The 17,242-nt window shown below is 75.0% G+C and carries 14 protein-coding genes; 5 read left to right on the top strand and 9 right to left on the bottom strand.

All coding sequences use genetic code 11. The features are described 5' to 3' along the window. Positions 1 to 119 precede the first annotated feature (119 nt). The gene (locus K7862_RS02305; RefSeq protein ID WP_262412532.1) at positions 120 to 1,193 is read left to right on the top strand and encodes a serine hydrolase; all 1,074 of its coding nucleotides are present in this window, start codon (positions 120 to 122) and stop codon (positions 1,191 to 1,193) included. 109 nt (positions 1,194 to 1,302) lie between these two features. Here the strand turns inward: K7862_RS02305 and K7862_RS02300 are convergent, their stop codons facing one another. Next, on the bottom strand, positions 1,303 to 1,758 hold the full coding sequence (locus K7862_RS02300) for a DUF5990 family protein (RefSeq protein WP_372461490.1): 456 nt from the start codon (positions 1,756 to 1,758) through the stop codon (positions 1,303 to 1,305). A 92-nt stretch (positions 1,759 to 1,850) separates the two neighbouring features. Between K7862_RS02300 and K7862_RS02295 the strand changes: the two genes are divergently transcribed. Beyond that, positions 1,851 to 2,045, top strand: coding sequence for a helix-turn-helix domain-containing protein (locus K7862_RS02295; RefSeq protein ID WP_222959917.1), 195 nt, complete (start codon positions 1,851 to 1,853; stop codon positions 2,043 to 2,045). 6 nt (positions 2,046 to 2,051) lie between these two features. After that, complete coding sequence (locus K7862_RS02290; RefSeq protein ID WP_262412531.1) at positions 2,052 to 2,534, top strand: Clp protease N-terminal domain-containing protein; 483 nt, start codon at positions 2,052 to 2,054, stop codon at positions 2,532 to 2,534. Between the two features lie 72 nt (positions 2,535 to 2,606). Here the strand turns inward: K7862_RS02290 and K7862_RS02285 are convergent, their stop codons facing one another. The 5 genes from K7862_RS02285 to K7862_RS02265 form a co-directional block, all read right to left on the bottom strand. Next, positions 2,607 to 3,347 (bottom strand): winged helix-turn-helix domain-containing protein, encoded by a 741-nt coding sequence (locus K7862_RS02285; protein ID WP_222959916.1) that lies wholly within the window; start codon positions 3,345 to 3,347, stop codon positions 2,607 to 2,609. 80 nt (positions 3,348 to 3,427) lie between these two features. Beyond that, entirely contained in the window at positions 3,428 to 4,438 is a 1,011-nt protein-coding gene (locus K7862_RS02280) for an NADPH:quinone reductase (RefSeq protein WP_222959914.1), read from the bottom strand. A gap of 112 nt (positions 4,439 to 4,550) precedes the next feature. Further along, positions 4,551 to 4,916, bottom strand: a complete 366-nt coding sequence (locus tag K7862_RS02275; protein ID WP_222959913.1) for a hypothetical protein — start codon at positions 4,914 to 4,916, stop codon at positions 4,551 to 4,553. 97 nt (positions 4,917 to 5,013) lie between these two features. Continuing rightward, positions 5,014 to 5,910 (bottom strand): Gfo/Idh/MocA family protein, encoded by an 897-nt coding sequence (locus tag K7862_RS02270; RefSeq protein ID WP_222960354.1) that lies wholly within the window; start codon positions 5,908 to 5,910, stop codon positions 5,014 to 5,016. Between the two features lie 14 nt (positions 5,911 to 5,924). Continuing rightward, positions 5,925 to 6,299, bottom strand: a complete 375-nt coding sequence (locus K7862_RS02265; protein WP_222959912.1) for a 5-carboxymethyl-2-hydroxymuconate Delta-isomerase — start codon at positions 6,297 to 6,299, stop codon at positions 5,925 to 5,927. Positions 6,300 to 6,575: 276 nt separating this feature from the next. Here K7862_RS02265 and glnII point away from each other — a divergent pair, with 276 nt between their 5' ends. Both glnII and K7862_RS02255 read left to right on the top strand, forming a co-directional pair. Beyond that, on the top strand, positions 6,576 to 7,595 hold the full coding sequence (gene glnII, locus K7862_RS02260; protein WP_222959910.1) for a glutamine synthetase: 1,020 nt from the start codon (positions 6,576 to 6,578) through the stop codon (positions 7,593 to 7,595). Between the two features lie 257 nt (positions 7,596 to 7,852). Further along, positions 7,853 to 9,838 (top strand): hypothetical protein, encoded by a 1,986-nt coding sequence (locus K7862_RS02255; protein WP_222959901.1) that lies wholly within the window; start codon positions 7,853 to 7,855, stop codon positions 9,836 to 9,838. Positions 9,839 to 10,122: 284 nt separating this feature from the next. Here K7862_RS02255 and K7862_RS02250 read toward each other — a convergent pair whose 3' ends face one another. The 3 genes from K7862_RS02250 to pulA all read right to left on the bottom strand — a co-directional run bounded on the left by K7862_RS02250 (position 10,123) and on the right by pulA (position 17,148). Next, the gene (locus tag K7862_RS02250) at positions 10,123 to 10,578 is read right to left on the bottom strand and encodes a GNAT family N-acetyltransferase (protein ID WP_308011802.1); all 456 of its coding nucleotides are present in this window, start codon (positions 10,576 to 10,578) and stop codon (positions 10,123 to 10,125) included. A gap of 89 nt (positions 10,579 to 10,667) precedes the next feature. After that, entirely contained in the window at positions 10,668 to 11,585 is a 918-nt protein-coding gene (locus tag K7862_RS02245) for a phosphotransferase family protein (protein WP_222959890.1), read from the bottom strand. A 142-nt stretch (positions 11,586 to 11,727) separates the two neighbouring features. Beyond that, the gene (gene pulA, locus K7862_RS02240; RefSeq protein WP_222960352.1) at positions 11,728 to 17,148 is read right to left on the bottom strand and encodes a pullulanase-type alpha-1,6-glucosidase; all 5,421 of its coding nucleotides are present in this window, start codon (positions 17,146 to 17,148) and stop codon (positions 11,728 to 11,730) included. Positions 17,149 to 17,242: the final 94 nt, after the last annotated feature.

The raw sequence follows: 17,242 nt of genomic DNA, 5'->3' as shown, positions 1-17,242 counted from the left end.
GCGCGCCGCGGAACCGGCGCCGGGAGCCGCGTCCGGCCCGGCGGAGGATTCATCGGGATCTCACGGACAGCAGCCGCATCTCTCACCAGAACCCCAGAATCCGTTCGTACGGTCACGCCATGAGAACGGAACGGCCACCGTCCCGCGAGGACGGTGAGGGCGGGCCGGCGGCACGGCCCGCGCCGGCGTGGGCCAGGCCGCTGATGGTGTCGGTGACCGCGCTCGCCGCCATGGCGGTGCTGACCCTGGCCACGATCACGCAGTCGCCGTCGGCCCGCGCGGGCTCCGACGCGAAGCCGGCCGGGGCGACGACCGGCGGCGCGGGGAGCCCACCGGCTCCCACAGCGACCTCCAAGTCCGCCGCTCCCAGGGCCTCTTCTTCGGCCACTCCCCCGACGGAGTCCCCGGCCACGTCGTCGACGTCGCCGCCGACGCCGACGGCCACCGCGACCCGATCGGCCGCCACGGCGGTGCGGCGGGCGATCGACGCGCTGCCCGCGGACGGCGACCTCGCCGTGGCCGTCACCGACCTGGACGACGACGCGGACTCCTCCGCCGCGTACGACACCAGCGACGACGACGGCAACACCTACGACACGGCGAGCATCGTCAAGGTCGACATCCTGGCCGCGCTGCTGCTGCAGGCCCAGCACGCCGGCACCCGTCTCACCGCGAACGAGCGTGCGCTGGCCGCGGTGATGATCGAGCAGAGCGACAACGACGCGGCCACCGCGCTGTGGGACGCCATAGGCCGGGCCGCCGGCCTGGACGCCGCCAACCGCACGCTGGGGCTGGACCACACCTCTCCCGGCAGTGGCGAGCTGTGGGGACTCACGCAGACCACCCCGGCCGACCAACTCACGCTGCTCCGAGCGGTGTTCGTGGCGTCCGGGTCACCGCTGTCGAGCGCGTCCCGTGCCTACGTAGCGGGCCTGATGGGCGCGGTGACCGCCACCCAGACGTGGGGGGTGTCGGCCGCGGACTCCGACGACGCGGGCTACGCGCTCAAGAACGGCTGGCTGCAGCGCACGCAGACCGGACTGTGGGACGTCAACAGCATCGGGCAGGTCGTCCACGACGGACACCGCATGCTGATCGCGGTGCTGTCCTCGGGGCAGGGCTCGGAGCGGGACGGCATCGACCTCGTCGAGCGGGCGGCCTCGGCCGCGGCCGACGCCTTCCGCTCACCCTAGGAGCGGCCTTCCGCTCACCCTGGGAGCCGCCTTCCGCTCGCCCTGGGAGCCGCCTTCCGCTCACCCTGGGAGCCGGGGTCCCGGCCGGGCCCACCTCAGCGGGCGCGTCTCAGCCCGCCGTCCAGCGGATGGCGGGCGGGACCACGCGGGCGCACAGCGGATGCCCCTTGGCGTCGGTGAGGCCCAGCCGGCCGGTCAGCCGTCCCGAGCCGACGGCGGCGGCCAGCACGGCCGGGGCGATCGCGCCCAGCATGAGCTTGGCGCGCCGGAACATGGTGAAGGCGCCGTCCTCGCCGACCGTGCCCCACGACAGGTAGACGAAGCGATCGCCGGGCCGGCCCTGGACGTAGCGGCCGGTCAGCTCGGTCGTGCCGTCCGGCGCGGGCCCGGCCGCGCACTCCAGCGTCCAGGTGGCCCGCCGCGCGTCGCCCGGCGTGAGCCCGAGCAACTCCCCCGGCTTCGCCCGGCGCTGGACGCCGACATGGATGCCGTCGTAGCCCGGGAAGCCCGGAGCCGCGCCGCAGCTGCGCCCGGGCAGCCGCTCGCCTTCCAGCGTCAGGGTCACGGAGGTCACCCGGCCATTGTGGGCCATCCCCCGGCCGCCCGCTTGTCAGTCTGGATTGACATCGCTGCATCTGTCAGTCCAGACTGACAGACATGGACCTGACCGCTGTCGTGAACACGGACGACCCCGCCGTCGGCCTGCGCGCCGTCGGCGCACTGCACCGCCTCGCCGAGCAGGTCGAGGCCGCACACGTCGCACTGGCCCGCGAACAGGGCTGGTCATGGGAGCAGATCGGGGACGCCCTCGGGGTGTCCCGCCAGTCGGTGCACGCCAAGTACGGGAAGTGAGGGCCGATGTCCGAGAACCCCGGAACCACGTCCGCGCACGCGCGGCTCAAGCACGTCATGGAACACGCCCGCGAGGAGGCGCTCCTGCGCGGGGACCGCCGGATCGGCACGGACCACCTGCTGCTCGCACTCCTCCACGACGGCTCCGCCCCGCCGGCCCGCGCGCTGGGCGTGACCCTGGCCCAGGGGCGCGCCGCGCTGGACGAGCTTGACCGGGCCGCGCTCGCCGCGATCGGCGTCCGGCTCGGCACCCCGCTCGCGCCGCCGCCGGTGCGGGCCCGGCGTCTGGTGAGCCTCAACTCCGCGGCCCGCGCCGCGATCACCGAGGCCAAGGCGCAGGCGCAGGGTGAGCGGCGCGGCCGCCGCATCGAGCCGCGCCACCTGCTGCTGGCCCTGCTGGGCGCCCGCCACCCGGACCCGGCGGCCGACCTGCTGACGACGCTGTCCATCGCCCCGGACCAGGTGCGCGCCCGCCTCGCCGCGGCCTGACGAACGCTCCGCCGGCGGCGGCGTCGGGGGGGGGGGAAAAGCGAGCCCCGCTGCACCGCCCCGCGCAGGCCGCTACCCCTCGCCCTCCGGATCGAGCGTGCCGGCGGGAATCCCCAGCGTGCGGGCGAGTTCCCGCTCGCCCAGCGGCGTCGCCCTGACCGCCCGGCCGGTGCCGACGCGCCGGGCCCAGCCGCGGTCCAGCACCAGGCGGCACAGTTCGGCCCCCGCGGTGCCGGCCAGGTGCGGGCGGCGTTCGGTCCAGTCCAGGCAGGACCGCGCCAGGGGGCGGCGGGAGGACGGCCGGCCCGCCAGGTCCGCGCCGAGCCCGGTGAGCCAGGCGACCCCGTCCTCGGTCAGCGCGAACCCGGTGTCCTGCCGGAGCATCCCGCGCGCGGTCATCGCGTCGGTGACCGCCACGCCCAGACGCCCGGCGAGGTGGTCGTAGCAGGTGCGGCCACGGGCCATCGCCCGGCCGGCGCTGTGCGCCCGCAGTCCCCCGGCGGGCGCGGAGACCGGGGCCGCCACCCGGGCGGCCAGGTCCTCGACGAAGGCGGCCGCGTCCGGCCCGGCGAGCCGCACGTACCCGTGCCGGCCCTGCCGTTCCCGCACGAGCAGACCGCCGTCGACCAGCCGCGAGAGGTGCTCGCTCATGGTCGACGGCGCCACCCCGCAGTACCGGGCGAGCTCGGCCCCGGTCCGGGCGCGCCGGTCGAGCAGGGCCAGGCAGACCGCGGCGCGTGTCTCGTCCGCCAGCAGCCCGGCGAGCGCCGCGAGGCCGGACGCTCCCGGGTCGGCGGTCAGGTGCGTGTCCATCCCCCCATCCTGCTCCCGTCACCGTTCGCCCCGCACCGAACGACGGCGGCGCGGGAACGGCGCGGCGGACGCCGCAGGGCTCAGGACGCGACGGTGACCAGCACCTTCCCGACCTTGCCCGACTCCACGGCGGCGTGGGCCGCCCCCGTCCCGTCGAGCGGGAAGTGGTGCAGCGGCAGGCCGGCGCCCTCGCCCACCCGCAGCGCGTCGTCGGCGAGGGCGGCGGTGACCGCGGCGACCGCGTGGTCCTTGGCGGCCGTGGGGACCCGGTAGACCATCACGCCCTGCCAGCGCAGGTTCCCGCTCATGGACGGCCGGACGGGGACCGCGACGGTCGCCGCGTCGTCGGCGTAGAAGGCGACGACGGCGTCCGGCGCGGTCACGGCCACGTCGAGCGCCGCGTTCGCCGCGGGCGCGACCTCCACCACGAGGTGGACGCCGTCCGGCGCGATCCCCCGGATCTCCGTCTCCGCGTCCTGTGCGCGGTAGTCGACGACATGGTGCGCGCCGGCCGCCGCGGCGAGCGCCGCCTTCTCCGGGCTGCTGACCGTGGTGACGACGGTGGCGCCCGCCCACCGGGCGAGCTGGATCGCCGCGTTGCCGACCGCTCCGGCGCCGCCGGCGACCAGCACCGTGCGGCCGCTCAGCGCGCCCGGCGCGAGCCGCTGCGGTCCGCCGTCGGCGACGGTCAGCGCGCGGTGGGCGGTGAGGAAGGGGATGCCGAGGCTCGCACCGAGGTCGAAGGAGGCGTGGCCGGGCAGCGGGCTCGCCTGCCGGGACGGCAGCACGGTGAACTCCTGCGCGGTGCCGTCGGCCCGCTGGTACGCGGCCTCCCACAGCCAGACCCGCTCGCCGACGCGTTCGGCGGGCACTCCGGGCCCGACCGCGTCGATGACACCGGCGCCGTCCTGACCGGGTACCTGGGTTCCGCTCACGGATCCCGACTGCCGCTGCTTCCAGTCGGTCGGGTTGACCCCGGACACGTGGACCGCGACGCGCACCTCGCCGGTGCCCGGCTCGGGGACCGGCCGGTCCCCGGTCAGGGTGAGGACGTCGGGGCCGCCGGTGGTGGTGTAGGTGATGGCTCTCATGACCTCACCCAACTACGCGGTCCTGGCGGCTGTTCCGGAGTTCGCGGCTCCGTCCGCCGGGCGGGCCGGGAAAATCCCCCGACCGGCTCAGAGGGTTCGGGCGCCGGCCGGTTCAGAAGGGCTCGGGCAGCGCCACCCGGTCCGCGGCGGGCGGGATCGCGGGCGTCCGGGGCACGTACCTGCCGGACGCCCCGCCGTGACCGCGGTGCACCAGCAGCCCGGCCAGCGGGTCGGGCACCGCGTCGAGTGCCGCCCGGGTGCCGGGCAGCGCCTTCCAGTCCTGCCAGGCCCGCTCCTCGGTGAACGCCACCTCGAGCACGACTCCCCAGCTGAACGTGTACCACTCCCAGGACGACGCGCCGTTGGTGACCAGCGACTCGGCCAGCGATTGCGCGTAAGCGTCACGCCAGTCCGCCGCCGAGGTCATCGCGTGCTCGGCGTCCAGGATCTCGATCGACCACCAGTCCGCAGGCCTCATGTTTCGACCATAGACACCCACGGCGGCCGCCGGAAGGGTTGCGGCCGGTCCGGAGCGTGATCCTTTGTCCCAACTTGCGCCGGGGCACGCCCCCGTGTCAGGTCAGCGCCGCCTCCGCCGCCGCGAGGATCTCGGTGACCCGCAGCCCGAACCGCGCGTCGCACGGGTGCGGGGTCCCGTCCGTGAGCGCGTCCACGGCCCGGGCGAACGCGTCGGCGGCGGGCCCGCTCACACCGTCGGGATACACCGCAACGCCGGGCGTGCCGCGGAACTCGATGGCCACGCCGGCCGCCGCGGGCGGAGCGGTGAGGGTGAGCAGCGCCGTGCTGGAGGCGCCGCTGTCATGACGGAACGTCAGGTGGACGGCGTCGCCGGGACCGTGGGCCGCCCGCACCTCGGTGACGTCCCCGAGCACCGGGATCAGCACCGACAGGGCGTGCGGGCCGACGTCCCACAGGCCGCCCTTCTCCCGCCGCCACGGCGAGTCGGCGAAGGGGCTGGCGTCGTCGCTGAACACCGCGCCGTACCAGTCGGCGCGGCCGGTGAACCAGTTCCCGGCGGCGTGGCCGTCGGCGGTGCCGCGCGCGGCGGCGGCCTGCGTCTCGATCCAGCGGGCGCTCCCCTCGTCGAAGCGCAGCGTGAAGAAGACCACCGAGCGCACTCCGGCGGCCTCGACCGCCTCGGCCACCGCGCGGGCGTCCTCGACGGTCGCGGCGAGCGGTTTGTCGAGCAGCAGGTGCCGTCCGGCGTGCGCCGCCCGGGCCGCCAACTCGGCCTGGGGGCCGGGCGGCAGGGCGATCGCCACCGCGTCGACGTCGGCGATGAGGGCGTCGGCGTCACCGTAGGCGCGGGTGCCGAACAGCTTCGCCACCTCGGCGGCGGCCTCCGGCCGACGGCCCCAGACCCCGGCGAACTCCACGGCGGGGTGCGCGGCGAGCGCCGGTCCGTGGGTGAAGCGGGCCCACGGACCGGTGCCGAGGAGCCCGACCCGCAGCGGCGCGGCGGGCGTCACGCCTGCGTCCGGAGGTCTTCGTGGCGGGTGTAGGCGTCGCGGTCGAGGTCGCGGATGTCCACCGAGAACTGGACCTCGAACTGCGGGGCGGGGGTGGTGTGCTTGCGCAGCAGGACCAGAGCCGCCTCGGAGAGCTCGCGCTTGGTCTCGGGGGTGCGGCCGGACAGCAGGGCGATCTCGGCGTGCAGCATCGCGTAGTGGGGGGCGCCGTCGGCGATGTAGTAGTCGTCGTGGCGCATGAAACGGGTCTTGCAGCCCCCGGCGCGGCCGTCGGCGACGGCGACGATCGCCCGGTGGAGGTCCTCGGCGAGCGCGGGGAGGTCGACCGAGCCGGCGAGGTTGGCGGTGTACTCGAGGCTGATGTGTGGCATGCGCTGAGCCTAACGGTCCGTTCCCGCAGGCCGCCGGGTCCGCGGCGGTGCGCTGCGGGTGTTCGCGGGGAGGCGCGGCGGGTGCCCGACGGGACGCGTGGCGAGGCTGGGACGGACGGGACCCAAGTGCCGTAGCCGCTGGTCACCCGGGGTAGTTCACCTCCGGTTAACACCCGGGCAACGGACGGGAAAAAGCCCGCTGCGACGCTCTGGAACGGCCCGACCACCGCAGCTCCGGCCGCACCCGCGCTCACGTTCGTTAAGGATGGCGTCACCGTGACCTACAAGGCCGAGTACATCTGGACAGACGGCACCAAGCCCACCGCCAAGCTGCGTTCCAAGACCAGGATCCTGGCGGACGGGGCCGAGCTTCCGGTGTGGGGCTTCGACGGTTCCAGCACCAGCCAGGCCGAGGGCCACGCCTCGGACCGCGTACTCAAGCCGGTCGCCTCCTACCCCGACCCGATCCGCGGCGGCGCGAACCTGCTCGTGCTGTGCGAGGTGTTCAACACCGACGGCACCCCGCACGAGTCCAACACCCGGGCCGCGCTGCGGGAGGTGGCCGAGCGGTTCGCCGACCAGGAGTCCCTGTTCGGCATCGAGCAGGAGTACACGTTCTTCCAGGGCGTCCGCCCGCTGGGCTTCCCCGAGGGCGGCTTCCCCGCACCCCAGGGCGGCTACTACTGCGGTGTCGGCGCGGACGAGATCTTCGGCCGCGCGATCGTGGAGAAGCACCTGGACAACTGCCTGGCCGCCGGGCTCGGCATCTCCGGCATCAACGCCGAGGTGATGCCCGGCCAGTGGGAGTTCCAGGTCGGCCCGCTGAGCCCGCTGGAGGTCTCCGACCAGCTGTGGATCGCCCGCTGGCTGCTCTACCGCACCGCCGAGGACTTCGGCGTCTCCGCCACCCTGGACCCGAAGCCGGTCAAGGGCGACTGGAACGGCGCCGGCGCGCACACCAACTTCTCGACCAAGGCGATGCGCGAGGGCTACGACGCGATCATCGAGGCCGCCGAGGCGCTGGGCCGTGACGACAAGCCGCTGGAGCACATCAGGAACTACGGCGCCGACGTCGAGGCCCGCCTGACCGGCGCGCACGAGACCGCGCCCTGGAACGCGTACAGCTACGGCGTGTCCGACCGCGGCGCGTCGGTGCGCATCCCGTGGCAGGTCGAGGTGGACAAGAAGGGCTACATCGAGGACCGCCGCCCCAACGCCAACGTCGACCCGTACGTGGTGACCCGGCTGATCGTCGACACCTGCTGCGCCGCGCTGGAGAAGGCCGCACTGGTCTGACTCCCGTCCGGTCCCGGCGGAGGCCGGTCCGGTCCCGGCCGCCGCCGCCAGGGGCGCCCGTCGTCACGACGGGCGCCCTTGCGCGTGCGGGCCCCGGACACCGGCGGACCGCCGGGGAGAACCTGGGGCGGGACTCCGGGAGACCGGGGCGCGGACGCGTGAGAACCCGGGGCGGGTGGGTCCCCCGGGGCCGCGCGGCGGAGTGACCATCGCATCAACGGCTCGTTTGACGAGGCGTGAACACGCAAGCGCAGTCCGTGACTTCGCCCGGCGACCCGGCGGCACCCGTGGCCGTGGAGGAGGCCGAGGCGGCGCTCGTCGAGCACTATCCGCGGCTGGTGCGGCTGGCCTATCTCACGTTGCCGGCCCGCCTCGGCAAGCACCGCAGAGTGCTGGTCGCGCACCGGCTGGTGCAGCGCGCGCTGCCACGCAGGGCCCGGCCGGCGCGCGGCGGCGCGTACGGGCTGCTGCGCTCCGAGGTCCTGCGGGCCGCGCTGGCGTACGGCGGGACCGGCGGCCTCCGGGGCCCGCGCGGCCGGCAGGCGGTGCCGGCCCTGCTGGACCGGGTGCGGCTGCCGGCCGTGGCGGGCCTGCGGGTGCATCCCCGGGCCGGCGGCAGTGACGAACTCGCCCTGGACCGCGCCCTGTCGGCGCTGCCCGCGGCGGCCAGGGCGGCGTTCGCGCTGCGGGCCCTGGAGGGGCTCGGGGAGCGCGGGGCCCGGGCGGTGCTGGAGGCCGCGGGCGCCGGGGACGCGCGGGCCGCGCTGCGGGCGGCGGCGGCCGTCGAGGCGCGCCCGCACCTGCTGGCCGCAGGCGAGTTCGACCCCTGCACCGTGCAGACCGGGCCCACCGACCTGCTGCGGCGCCGCCAGCGCGCCCGGGTCGGCCTGGTCGCCGCGGCCGTGGTGGGCGTCGGGGCGCTGCTGCTCGCCGTCGGTTCGGCCGGCGGCGCCTCCCCCGGCTCCCGGGCGGCGGCCGGTTCACCGGCGGCGGGCGCGGCCGACGCGCTCGACCCCGCGTCCCTGGTGCGCGTCCCGGCCGACGCCTGGCGGTCGACCGCGCGCATCGACTTCACGGCCTGGCCGGCGCGCGGCGACCGCACGGGCGACAGCGCGCTGCTCGGCCGTGCCCTGGACACCTGGGCGCGCCCGGGCTCGGGCGCCGACGTCACGGCGACCCCCGGGACACCGCGCACCGGCCCGGCGGGACCGGCGCAACTGCTGTTCGCCGGGAACGTCGACGGCATCGCGGTCGTGGTCCTGCACGACGGGATGCGGCTGGTGCGCTACGCCGAGCCGGCTCACGGCGGCGGTGACACGGCGCTGGACTTCGCCCGGGTCGACGACGCCGACATCACCACGGCGGCCGCGGTGGTCCTGGACCGGGTGGACGGCAACACCCGCTTCCTCACCGCGCCGTGGGTCGCCGAGGCGCAGACCCGCGATCTGCTCGTGCCCGGGCGCGCGGGCACCCCGCTGCACCGCGGCGCGGACGGCGTCACCGACCCGGTCGCGATGCCCGGTGCGCGGGCCGCGGGCGCGTCGGCCGCGCCGGGGACGGGCGGAAAGGCTGACGGAAGCGCGGACGCGGCCTGTGGGACGACCTGGCCGGTGCTGCAACTGCGGTCGTCGCCCCGGGTCGCCGAGCACCACGCGTTCCTGCTCACCGACCTCGGGGACCTCACGCCGGTGCACCTGACCTACACCCCGGCGCCCGGCAGCGGCACTCCGGCGGGTCCGCCGCGGGAGGCCACCGGTCCCGCGGCGCTGACCAGTTGGGCGCACAGCGCCTGCCGGCTCGGCGCGCTGCGCGGCGAGGGCGTGCGGTCCGTCAACGACTGGGAGTTCGCCCGGACGGCGCTGCCGGAGTCGGCCGGCGTGGCGTCGTGGACCTGCGAGCGGGCCGACACCTGGCGCGGGCCGGGCATGGCGACGGTGCGCTTCCTGGCCCCCGGCCGGGGCACGGCCGCCCCCGCCGCGGAGATCGGGCGCCAGCAGGACGGCAGCGCCTGCAGCCGCTTCGGGCCGCACGTGATGGCGGGGGCGATGTGGCGGTCGCCGGCCGGCCACTGGTACCTGCTGGCCGCGGGCAGCCGTGAGGTCACCGGGATCACGGCGACGCACGGCGTGACCGCCGCCTCCTCCGGCCCCTTCCTCGCGGCCCGCGCCGTCCGCACCGCCCGGCCCACCCTGACCGGGCACCTCTCCGACGGCCGGACCCTCACGCCGCTCGGGCAGGGGTAGCCGCGGGGCCGCGCGGCGGGGTGGGGCGGGACGGGCGCGCGGCACGGCGGATCGGACCCGCGGCACGGCGGCACGGCGGCACGGCGGCACGGCACTTCGGCGCGCAGGCAGGCCGCCCGTCGGCCCGGCGGCACGGCGCAAGCACGGCACGGCACTGCGGCGCGCAGGCAGGCCGCCCGTCGGCACGGCGGCACGGCGGCCCGGTGGCACGAGGCAAGCTGTCCACGGCACTGCGGCGCGCAGGCAGGCCGTCCGGTGGCCAGGGTCCTGGGCGTCCCGCCGGGTCAGTCCCCCGCGGGCAGCCGGAGCCGCATCAGCACGTGGTCGTCCTCCCGGCCGTCCTCCTCCCAGCCCTGGCTGGTGTAGAAGGCGCGGGCACGGGCGTTGGGCGCGAAGACCTCCAGCCGGACGCTGGTGAGCTTGGCGGCCCGCCACACCACCACGCACTCCTGGTGCAGGGCGGTGCCCGCGCCGGTGCGCCACACCTCGGGGTCGATGTGGAAGTGGAAGAGCTTGTCTTCGTCGAAGCGCGCGCCGACCACGGCGAACCCGACGACCCGGCCGTCCCGCGTGGCGCACAGCACCGTGTGCTCGCGCGACGCGATGGCCCGGGCGGTCCCGGCTCGCTGGCGTTCCAGCTCCTCGGGACCGCTGTAGGCGTCCGCGGGCAGATGCCCGGCGTAGTACGTCGCCCGGGCCCGGGCATGGACGTCGCAGATCGCGTCCAGATCCTCGATCACGGCAGGCCGGATCACTACGTGCGGGGTGGTCACGGCTAGACAGACGCCCGGGCGCGCCGGAAGGTTGCCGGTTCTACGAACCTCGCCGCTCACTCCCCCGCGAGAAGCGCTTCGAGCCGCACGGCCTGCCGCCCGGCCGTGCCGGGCGGGTTGCGGGGGCGGGCGGGGTCGTCCAGGGCGAGGCGGCACAGCCAGTGCAGGGCGAGCAGCCGGCGGCACAGGGTCAGACGGCGGCGCTCGCCGGGCGTCAGGTCGAAGCGGCCGAGGAACGCGCCGGCGTCGAGCGGCGGGCCGGTCCAGGCGGCGACGTGCTCGGTGATCTCCGCGAGTTCCAGCGGCCGGTCGGCGGCCCCGGCGAACTCGAAGTCGAGGACGGCGACCCGGGTGCCGTCCCACAGGTAGTTGGCGAGGTTGCCGTCGCCGTGTCCGAGCACGGCCGGCACGTCGGCCGCCCGGCGGAAGGCGCCGGCGACCGGTTCCAGGGTGTCCAGCCACGCCAGCCCCTCGTCCATCGCCCGGACGATACGGGGGCCCGAATCCATGTCCGTGGTCTCCCGGCCGGCCGCGCGGGCAGCCGGGAGACGACGGACGTGCGGCGCCAGGACCCGGATCTCCGCGGCCAGTTGGTCCGGCCCGCCCGGCCGGGGAGTGAGCGCGGCCACCTCATGGGCCGGCACGGCGGTGTGCAGCCGGGTGACCGCCGCGGCCAGGGCGCGCAGCCGGCGGCCGTCCACCGGAGTGCCGCGCAGAGGCAGGCCGTCGAGACGGGACATCACCACGTGGGGCCGGTCCGCGGTGGGCGGGGCGGAGAGCGGCTCCGGGGCCAGTCCGGGCGCGTGCCGGTGCAGCAGCCGCAGGGCACGCCACTCGGCCGCCGCCCGTTCCGCGCCGTCCTCGCCGCGGAACCGTTTGGTCACCTCGTCGCCGTCGAACCGCAGGGTGCGGGTGCTGTGGACGGTGGGTGTCCGTCCCGCGTCCCGGTCGTGCGGCGGCGTCGTGGGCTCCATGAGCGGCCATCCTTCCGCACCGGCCGCGACGGCCGCACGACCGGGACGGCGGCGAACCCGTCGGGCCGCACGGCGAAAAGCCGCGGCGGGCCGGCCCGGACGTCAGGATCCGGGGCGGCCCGCCGCAGTCTCGGGGCCGGGCTCAGCCGGCGGTGGTGAAGACCGCCACCGTGCGGGCCGGCACGCTGAACGTACCGGTAGCGGCGGTGTACGCGGCGGTCTTGACGACCGGGTCCGCGCCGGCGGCCTGCACCGGGTGCAGGGCGTAGCGCGTGCCCGCCAGGGAATCGACGCGCTGGGTCTGCCGCTGCGGGGTGGCGTTGAAGACGACGACGAGGTCACCGGCCTTCATGGTGATCACGCCCGGCGTCTCGTCGGTGCCCGACAGCGGGAACGACACCTGCTGCTGGACCTGCGCCGCGGTGGTGAGGTGGAACGCGTCCTCGCCGGTGCGGATCCGCAGCAGGTCCTGGTAGGCGGCCGAGGCGCCCTGGACGACCGCGCAGCCGGGGTTGAGCTGCGGCGCGGTCAGCAGCGGCTTGGCGTAGTCCCACTTGCTCTGGTTGTCGGCGGCCTGCGGCAGCCCGCGCCCGAACCCGTTGCCCTGGTCGCAGCTCCAGTGGATGGCGTTGAACCAGTCGCCGGAGTCGAAGGAGTTGCGGTCCAGCGACTTCGAGCGCAGCAGGTCGGAGCCCGCCTGGTAGAGGGCTGGGCCCTGGGAGAGGGCGGTGGTGGCCTCCGCGAGCACCTGCATCCGGGCCCGGTCCGCGGCCGAGGTGCCGGCCGGCAGCTTGTAGCCGAGGGCGTCGTACAGGGACTCGTTGTCGTGCGCGTCGGCGTAGGCGAGGGCGTCGCCCGGCGCGTCGGCGTAGCCGGCGGGTGCGCCGTTGTAGTCGATCTCGGCGCCGGTGACTTGCTTGCCCGCGGAGTCGGTGAAGCCGAACTGCCGCAGGTTGCCGGTGAGTCCGACCTGGATCAGGTCCTGGTAGTGCAGCAGCCGGGCCTTCTGCTCGGCCGGGGTGCCGTTGGCGGTCGAGGAGTTGGGGTCGGTGTACAGGCCGGAGGCGAAGCCCTGGACGCCGGGGTCGGCGTCGAAGGGGCTGCCGCCGCGGACCGCGTCGCGTGCCCGGTCGGAGAAGGTGGCGATGCCGGTGCCGGCCATGTTCGCCTGGGTGGCCTGCACGAAGCGGGCGTTGTCGGCCACCTCGCCGAAGTTCCAGCCCTCGCCGTACAGGATGATCTTCTTGCCGTCGACGCCGTCCTTGGCGGGCGTCAGGGCGTCCAGGGCCTTCCGTACGGCGAGGATGTTCGCCTTGGGGTGGTGGCCCATCAGGTCGAAGCGGAAGCCGTCGACCTTGTACTCCTTGGCCCAGGTGACGATCGAGTCGACGACGAGCTTGCCCATCATCGTGTTCTCGGGCGCGGTGTTGGCGCAGCAGGTGGAGTTGGCCACCGAGCCGTCGGGCATCAGCCGCTGGTAGTAGCCGGGCACGATCTTGTCGAGCACGGACGTGTCGGCCTGCCCGGCGGCGGAGGTGTGGTTGTAGACCACGTCCATGACCACCCGGAGGCCGGCGGTGTTGAGGCCCTGCACCATCTGCCGGAACTGCACGGTCCGCGCGGTGCCGTCGGGGTCGGTGGCGTAGGAGCCCTCGGGCACGGTGAAGTGGAACGGGTCGTAGCCCCAGTTGTAGGCGTCCGTGGCCGCGGTCCTGGCGACGCACGCCTGCTGCTGGTCGCTGTCGGGCGCGTACGAGGCCAGGTCGCATTCCGGCTGCGCCTGGTCGGCGGTCTTCTCGGGGACCGAGGAGAAGTCGAACGCGGGCAGCAGGTGGACGTAGTTGATGCCCGCCTTCGCCAGGTCCCGCAGATGCGTCATGCCCGCGGACGAGGTGTCGGTGAAAGCGGTGTACTTGCCGCGGTCGGCGGCCGGCACGGTGGTGTCCGCGACGGAGAAGTCCCGGATGTGCAGCTCCTGGATCTCGGCCCGGCTCATCGGCGCGGCGGGGGGCTTGGCGAGGGTCGTCCAGCCCTTGGGCGCCAGTTTCGGGTCGGCCAGGTTGACCAGCAGGCTCTGCCGGGAGTCGGCGGTGAGCGCCACCGAGTACGGGTCGGTGACCTTGTTGACGACGAGCTTCTGCACGCTGGGCGCCCAGACCGTCACGTCGTACAGGTACGGCTTCCCGGTCCACGCCGGGGTGCCGGTCACCGACCACACCCCGCTGGCCGCGTTCCGCGCCATCGGCACGGTGCGGCCGCCGATCTCCACGGAGACCGAGTGGGCGGTGGGCGCCCAGACCGACAGCCGCGGGGTGCCGTGGGCGCCGAACACCGGCCCCAGCGCGTCCGTGCTCGCCGCGGGCGCGTAGAGGTCGTCGAGCACGCCCTGGGTCTGGACACCGGTGGCCGCCAGCAGGGCCCCGTTGGACGCGCGCTGGGTCGCGACGAGCTGGCCGCGCAGCGCGTCGGTGGTCCGGCCCCGGTCGCGCGGGTCGACGCTGAACGCCGTGTAGCCCTTGAGCTGGGGGAAACGCGCGAGCTGGGCGTCGGTCAGGCCGCCGGCGACCTTGTTCAGCCGCAGCCAGTGGCCCTCACCCGTCAGCGCGCCGTCCTTGACGGTCAGCCCGCCGTCGGGCGCGTACACCAGCTGCTGCGACACCGAGGGGGCGCTGGTCTGCCAGGCCACGGTGTCCCGGTCGATCCACTGCGCCTCGGACTTGCCGAGGTCGAGGTCGGCGCCGGAGCCCTGGGGCTGCGGCAGCAGGTACTTCTCGGTGCCGTCGAGCAGCCACACCTCGTGGCCGGAGGCCGCGAGGTCCAGGGACTGGTCGCTGGGCAGGTCCTTGGTGTCGCCCTTGTGGATGATGTAGCTGAGCGAGGTCGCGCCCGCCGCGAGCGGCACCTCGAAGACCGCGCCGTAGGAGTCGATACGGGTGGGCTGCAGGGGTGCGGTCCAGTCGGTGGGGTCGGCGGCGCCGGTCCAGTCGTGCAGGCCCCAGCCGGTGTAGTCGCCGTCGGCGCGGTGGTAGTGGATGACCGCCTTGGTGGTGTCCTGGGGCGGGTAGGCGCCGGCGGGCGGGGTGGTGGCCACGTCGGGACTGCCCTGCTTGACCCAGACCTCGCCGGTGCTGGTGAGGTCGATGCTGCGGTCGCCGTCGGTGTCCTTCACGCCGTTCTTGTCGACGACGATGAAGCCGACGCTGGACGCCCCGGGCTTGAGCTTGACGTAGGCGAAGGCGCCGTAGGCGTCCCGGCCGGTGAAGGGGTGGCCGGCGGGCCAGGTCGTGCCCTCGCCGTCCGCGATGTCGCCCCAGGTGTACAGGCCCCAGTCCGCGTAGTCGCCGTCGGCCCGCTGGTAGTGCACGATCGCGTAGTCGTGGCTGATCGCGGTGGGCGGCGCCTGGACGGGAGCGGCGCCGGTGACGGTGCCCGCGGTCGCGGAGGCGGTGCGGCCGGTGTCGTCGACGGCGACCGCCTTGTACCGCACGGGAGTTCCGGCCGCGACGCCGTCGCCGACGGTCTGCGTCACGCGGTACGGCGCGTGGTCGGCCGAACCGAGCACCTGCCAGGGCGCGTTGCCGACCTGCGCGGCGAAGACCACGCGGTTCAGGCCGCCGCCGGTGACGTCGGCGTTCAGCTCGACGGTGCCGGTGGCGCCCGCGGCGGGCGCGGTCAGGGTGAGCTTCGGTGCGGTGGCCGCGGCCGGCAGCGGGGCGGCCGCCCGGTACACCACGGAGCTGAGGGCGGGCACGGTGAGGGTCACCGTCGCGCCGGAACCGGTGGCGGTGACCGTGCCGGTGGTGCCGTAGAGCGCGCGGTAGGAGGCGCCGGCGGCGTTGCCCGTCGGCACGGTCACGGTCCGGGCGGTGGTGGCGTTGTTGACCGCCACCAGGTAGTCGGCGCGGCTGCTCGCGTCGGTGCGGGAGTACGCGTACACGCCGGGGCCGCTGCCGTCGTCGGCGTACCGCTCGGTCTGCACGCCGTCGCGCAGCGCCGGGTTCGCCTTGGTGAGCGCCGACAGCGCGGCGATGGCGCGGTACAGCGGGTGCGTCGGGTCGTAGGCGTCGGAGGCCGCGGTGCGGGTGGTGCCGATCTCCGGGTCGTCGAGGTAGTCGGCGACCTGCGAGGCGAACATGGTCTGCCGGGCGTCCTTGTCGCCGCCGGCGCCGGTGAAGCCCTGCTCGTCGCCGTAGTAGACGACGGGGTTGCCGCGGCCGAGGAACATCACCTCGTCGGCCAGCTCGTCGCGCTTGAGCAGCTCGGCGTCGCTCGCCTTCGGGTTGTCCTGCTTCAGGAAGGAGCCGATCCGGCCCATGTCGTGGTTGCCGAGGAAGGTGACCTCCTCGTACGCGTTGGCCTTGTCGGTGGTGTACCGGTAGTCCTGCGCGTACAGGGAGGACAGCTTGGCCGGGGAGGCGCCCTGCGAGGCGTAGGCGCGGGCCGCGTCCTGGAACGGGAAGTCCAGCGTGGCGTCGAGCCGGCCCTGGGTCACGTAGGGGGAGGTGACCGACGGGTCGGCGGAGTAGGTCTCACCGAACAGGAAGAAGTCCTTGCGGCCGTGCTGGGCCGCGTACCGGTCGAGCGCGGTGGCCCACTGGGTCCAGAACGGCATGTCCACGTTCTTCACGGTGTCGATCCGGAAGCCGTCGATGGCGAAGTCCTTCACCCACCGCTCGTAGATCTGCTCCATCCCGTGCACCACCTCGGGGCGCTCGGTCCACAGGTCGTCGAGCCCGGAGAAGTCGCCCTGGTCGGCGCTCTCGCCGGCGAAGGTGGAGTCACCGCGGTTGTGGTACATCGTCGGGTCGTTGAGCCACGCCGGGACCTTCACGTTCTTCTCGTCCGCGGGCACGGTGGGCGTGCGCGGGAAGGACGCGGTGGTCACCTTCGGGAACGCCGTGCGGCCGGCACCCTCCCCGCCGGAGGCGTAGTCGCTGTCGTCGAACGGCGTCCCGTCCGCCGACAGGTACGGGAACGCGCCCTTGGACAGGTAGTCGTAGGTGTTCTCGGTGTTGCCGATGACGTCGGCCGTGTGGTTGGTGATGACGTCGAAGAAGATCTTCATGCCCTTGGCGTGGGCGGCGGCGATCAGGTTCCGCAGGTCGTCGTTGGTGCCGAAGTGCGGGTCGACCTGGGTGAAGTCGGTGATCCAGTAGCCGTGGTACCCGGCTGAGGCGTCCTTGCCCGTGCCCTGCACCGGCTTGTTCTTGAAGATCGGCGCCATCCAGATGGCGGTGGTGCCCAGGCCCTTGATGTAGTCGAGCTTCTGCGTGAGGCCCTTGAGGTCGCCGCCCTGGTAGAAGCCCTTGTCCGTCGGGTCGAAGCCGGTGGTGAGGCGGCTGCCGACGAGGCCCCCGCGGTCGTTGCCGGTGTCGCCGTTCGCGAACCGGTCGGGCATCACGAAGTAGAACTGCTCCCGGGTGTCGCCGTGCCGCGCGGCCTGCGCGGCGAGCGCCCGGTCGGAGGGCGGCGCGGGCGGCGGCGTCTGCGCGTGCGCGGCGGCCGCCGGGGTCGCCAGCGCGGCCAGCGCCGCGAACGCGGTGGCCGCGGCGGTGCGCCTCAGGGACCGGGAACCGGTGGTGAGGGCGCCTCCGGGGCCGGAGGCTCTGGGGGAGCGTCGGAATGCGTGCAGCCTGAAGTAACCCAGGGCCACGGGC

The organism is Actinacidiphila acidipaludis, assembly GCF_019890725.1.
Taxonomy (GTDB): domain Bacteria; phylum Actinomycetota; class Actinomycetes; order Streptomycetales; family Streptomycetaceae; genus Actinacidiphila; species Actinacidiphila acidipaludis.
Note: the sequence above shows the minus strand (reverse complement) of the source record. Positions and strands in the feature narration are given on the sequence as shown.

Excerpts from the sequence above, each read along its gene's own strand:
- K7862_RS02245 (WP_222959890.1), bottom strand. The coding sequence starts at position 11,585 with ATGGAGCCCACGACGCCGCCGCACGACCGGGACGCGGGACGGACACCC.
- K7862_RS02295 (WP_222959917.1), top strand. The coding sequence starts at position 1,851 with ATGGACCTGACCGCTGTCGTGAACACGGACGACCCCGCCGTCGGCCTG.
- K7862_RS02305 (WP_262412532.1), top strand. The coding sequence starts at position 120 with ATGAGAACGGAACGGCCACCGTCCCGCGAGGACGGTGAGGGCGGGCCG.
- K7862_RS02280 (WP_222959914.1), bottom strand. The coding sequence starts at position 4,438 with ATGAGAGCCATCACCTACACCACCACCGGCGGCCCCGACGTCCTCACC.
- K7862_RS02285 (WP_222959916.1), bottom strand. The coding sequence starts at position 3,347 with ATGGACACGCACCTGACCGCCGACCCGGGAGCGTCCGGCCTCGCGGCG.
- K7862_RS02265 (WP_222959912.1), bottom strand. The coding sequence starts at position 6,299 with ATGCCACACATCAGCCTCGAGTACACCGCCAACCTCGCCGGCTCGGTC.
- K7862_RS02290 (WP_262412531.1), top strand. The coding sequence starts at position 2,052 with ATGTCCGAGAACCCCGGAACCACGTCCGCGCACGCGCGGCTCAAGCAC.
- K7862_RS02275 (WP_222959913.1), bottom strand. The coding sequence starts at position 4,916 with ATGAGGCCTGCGGACTGGTGGTCGATCGAGATCCTGGACGCCGAGCAC.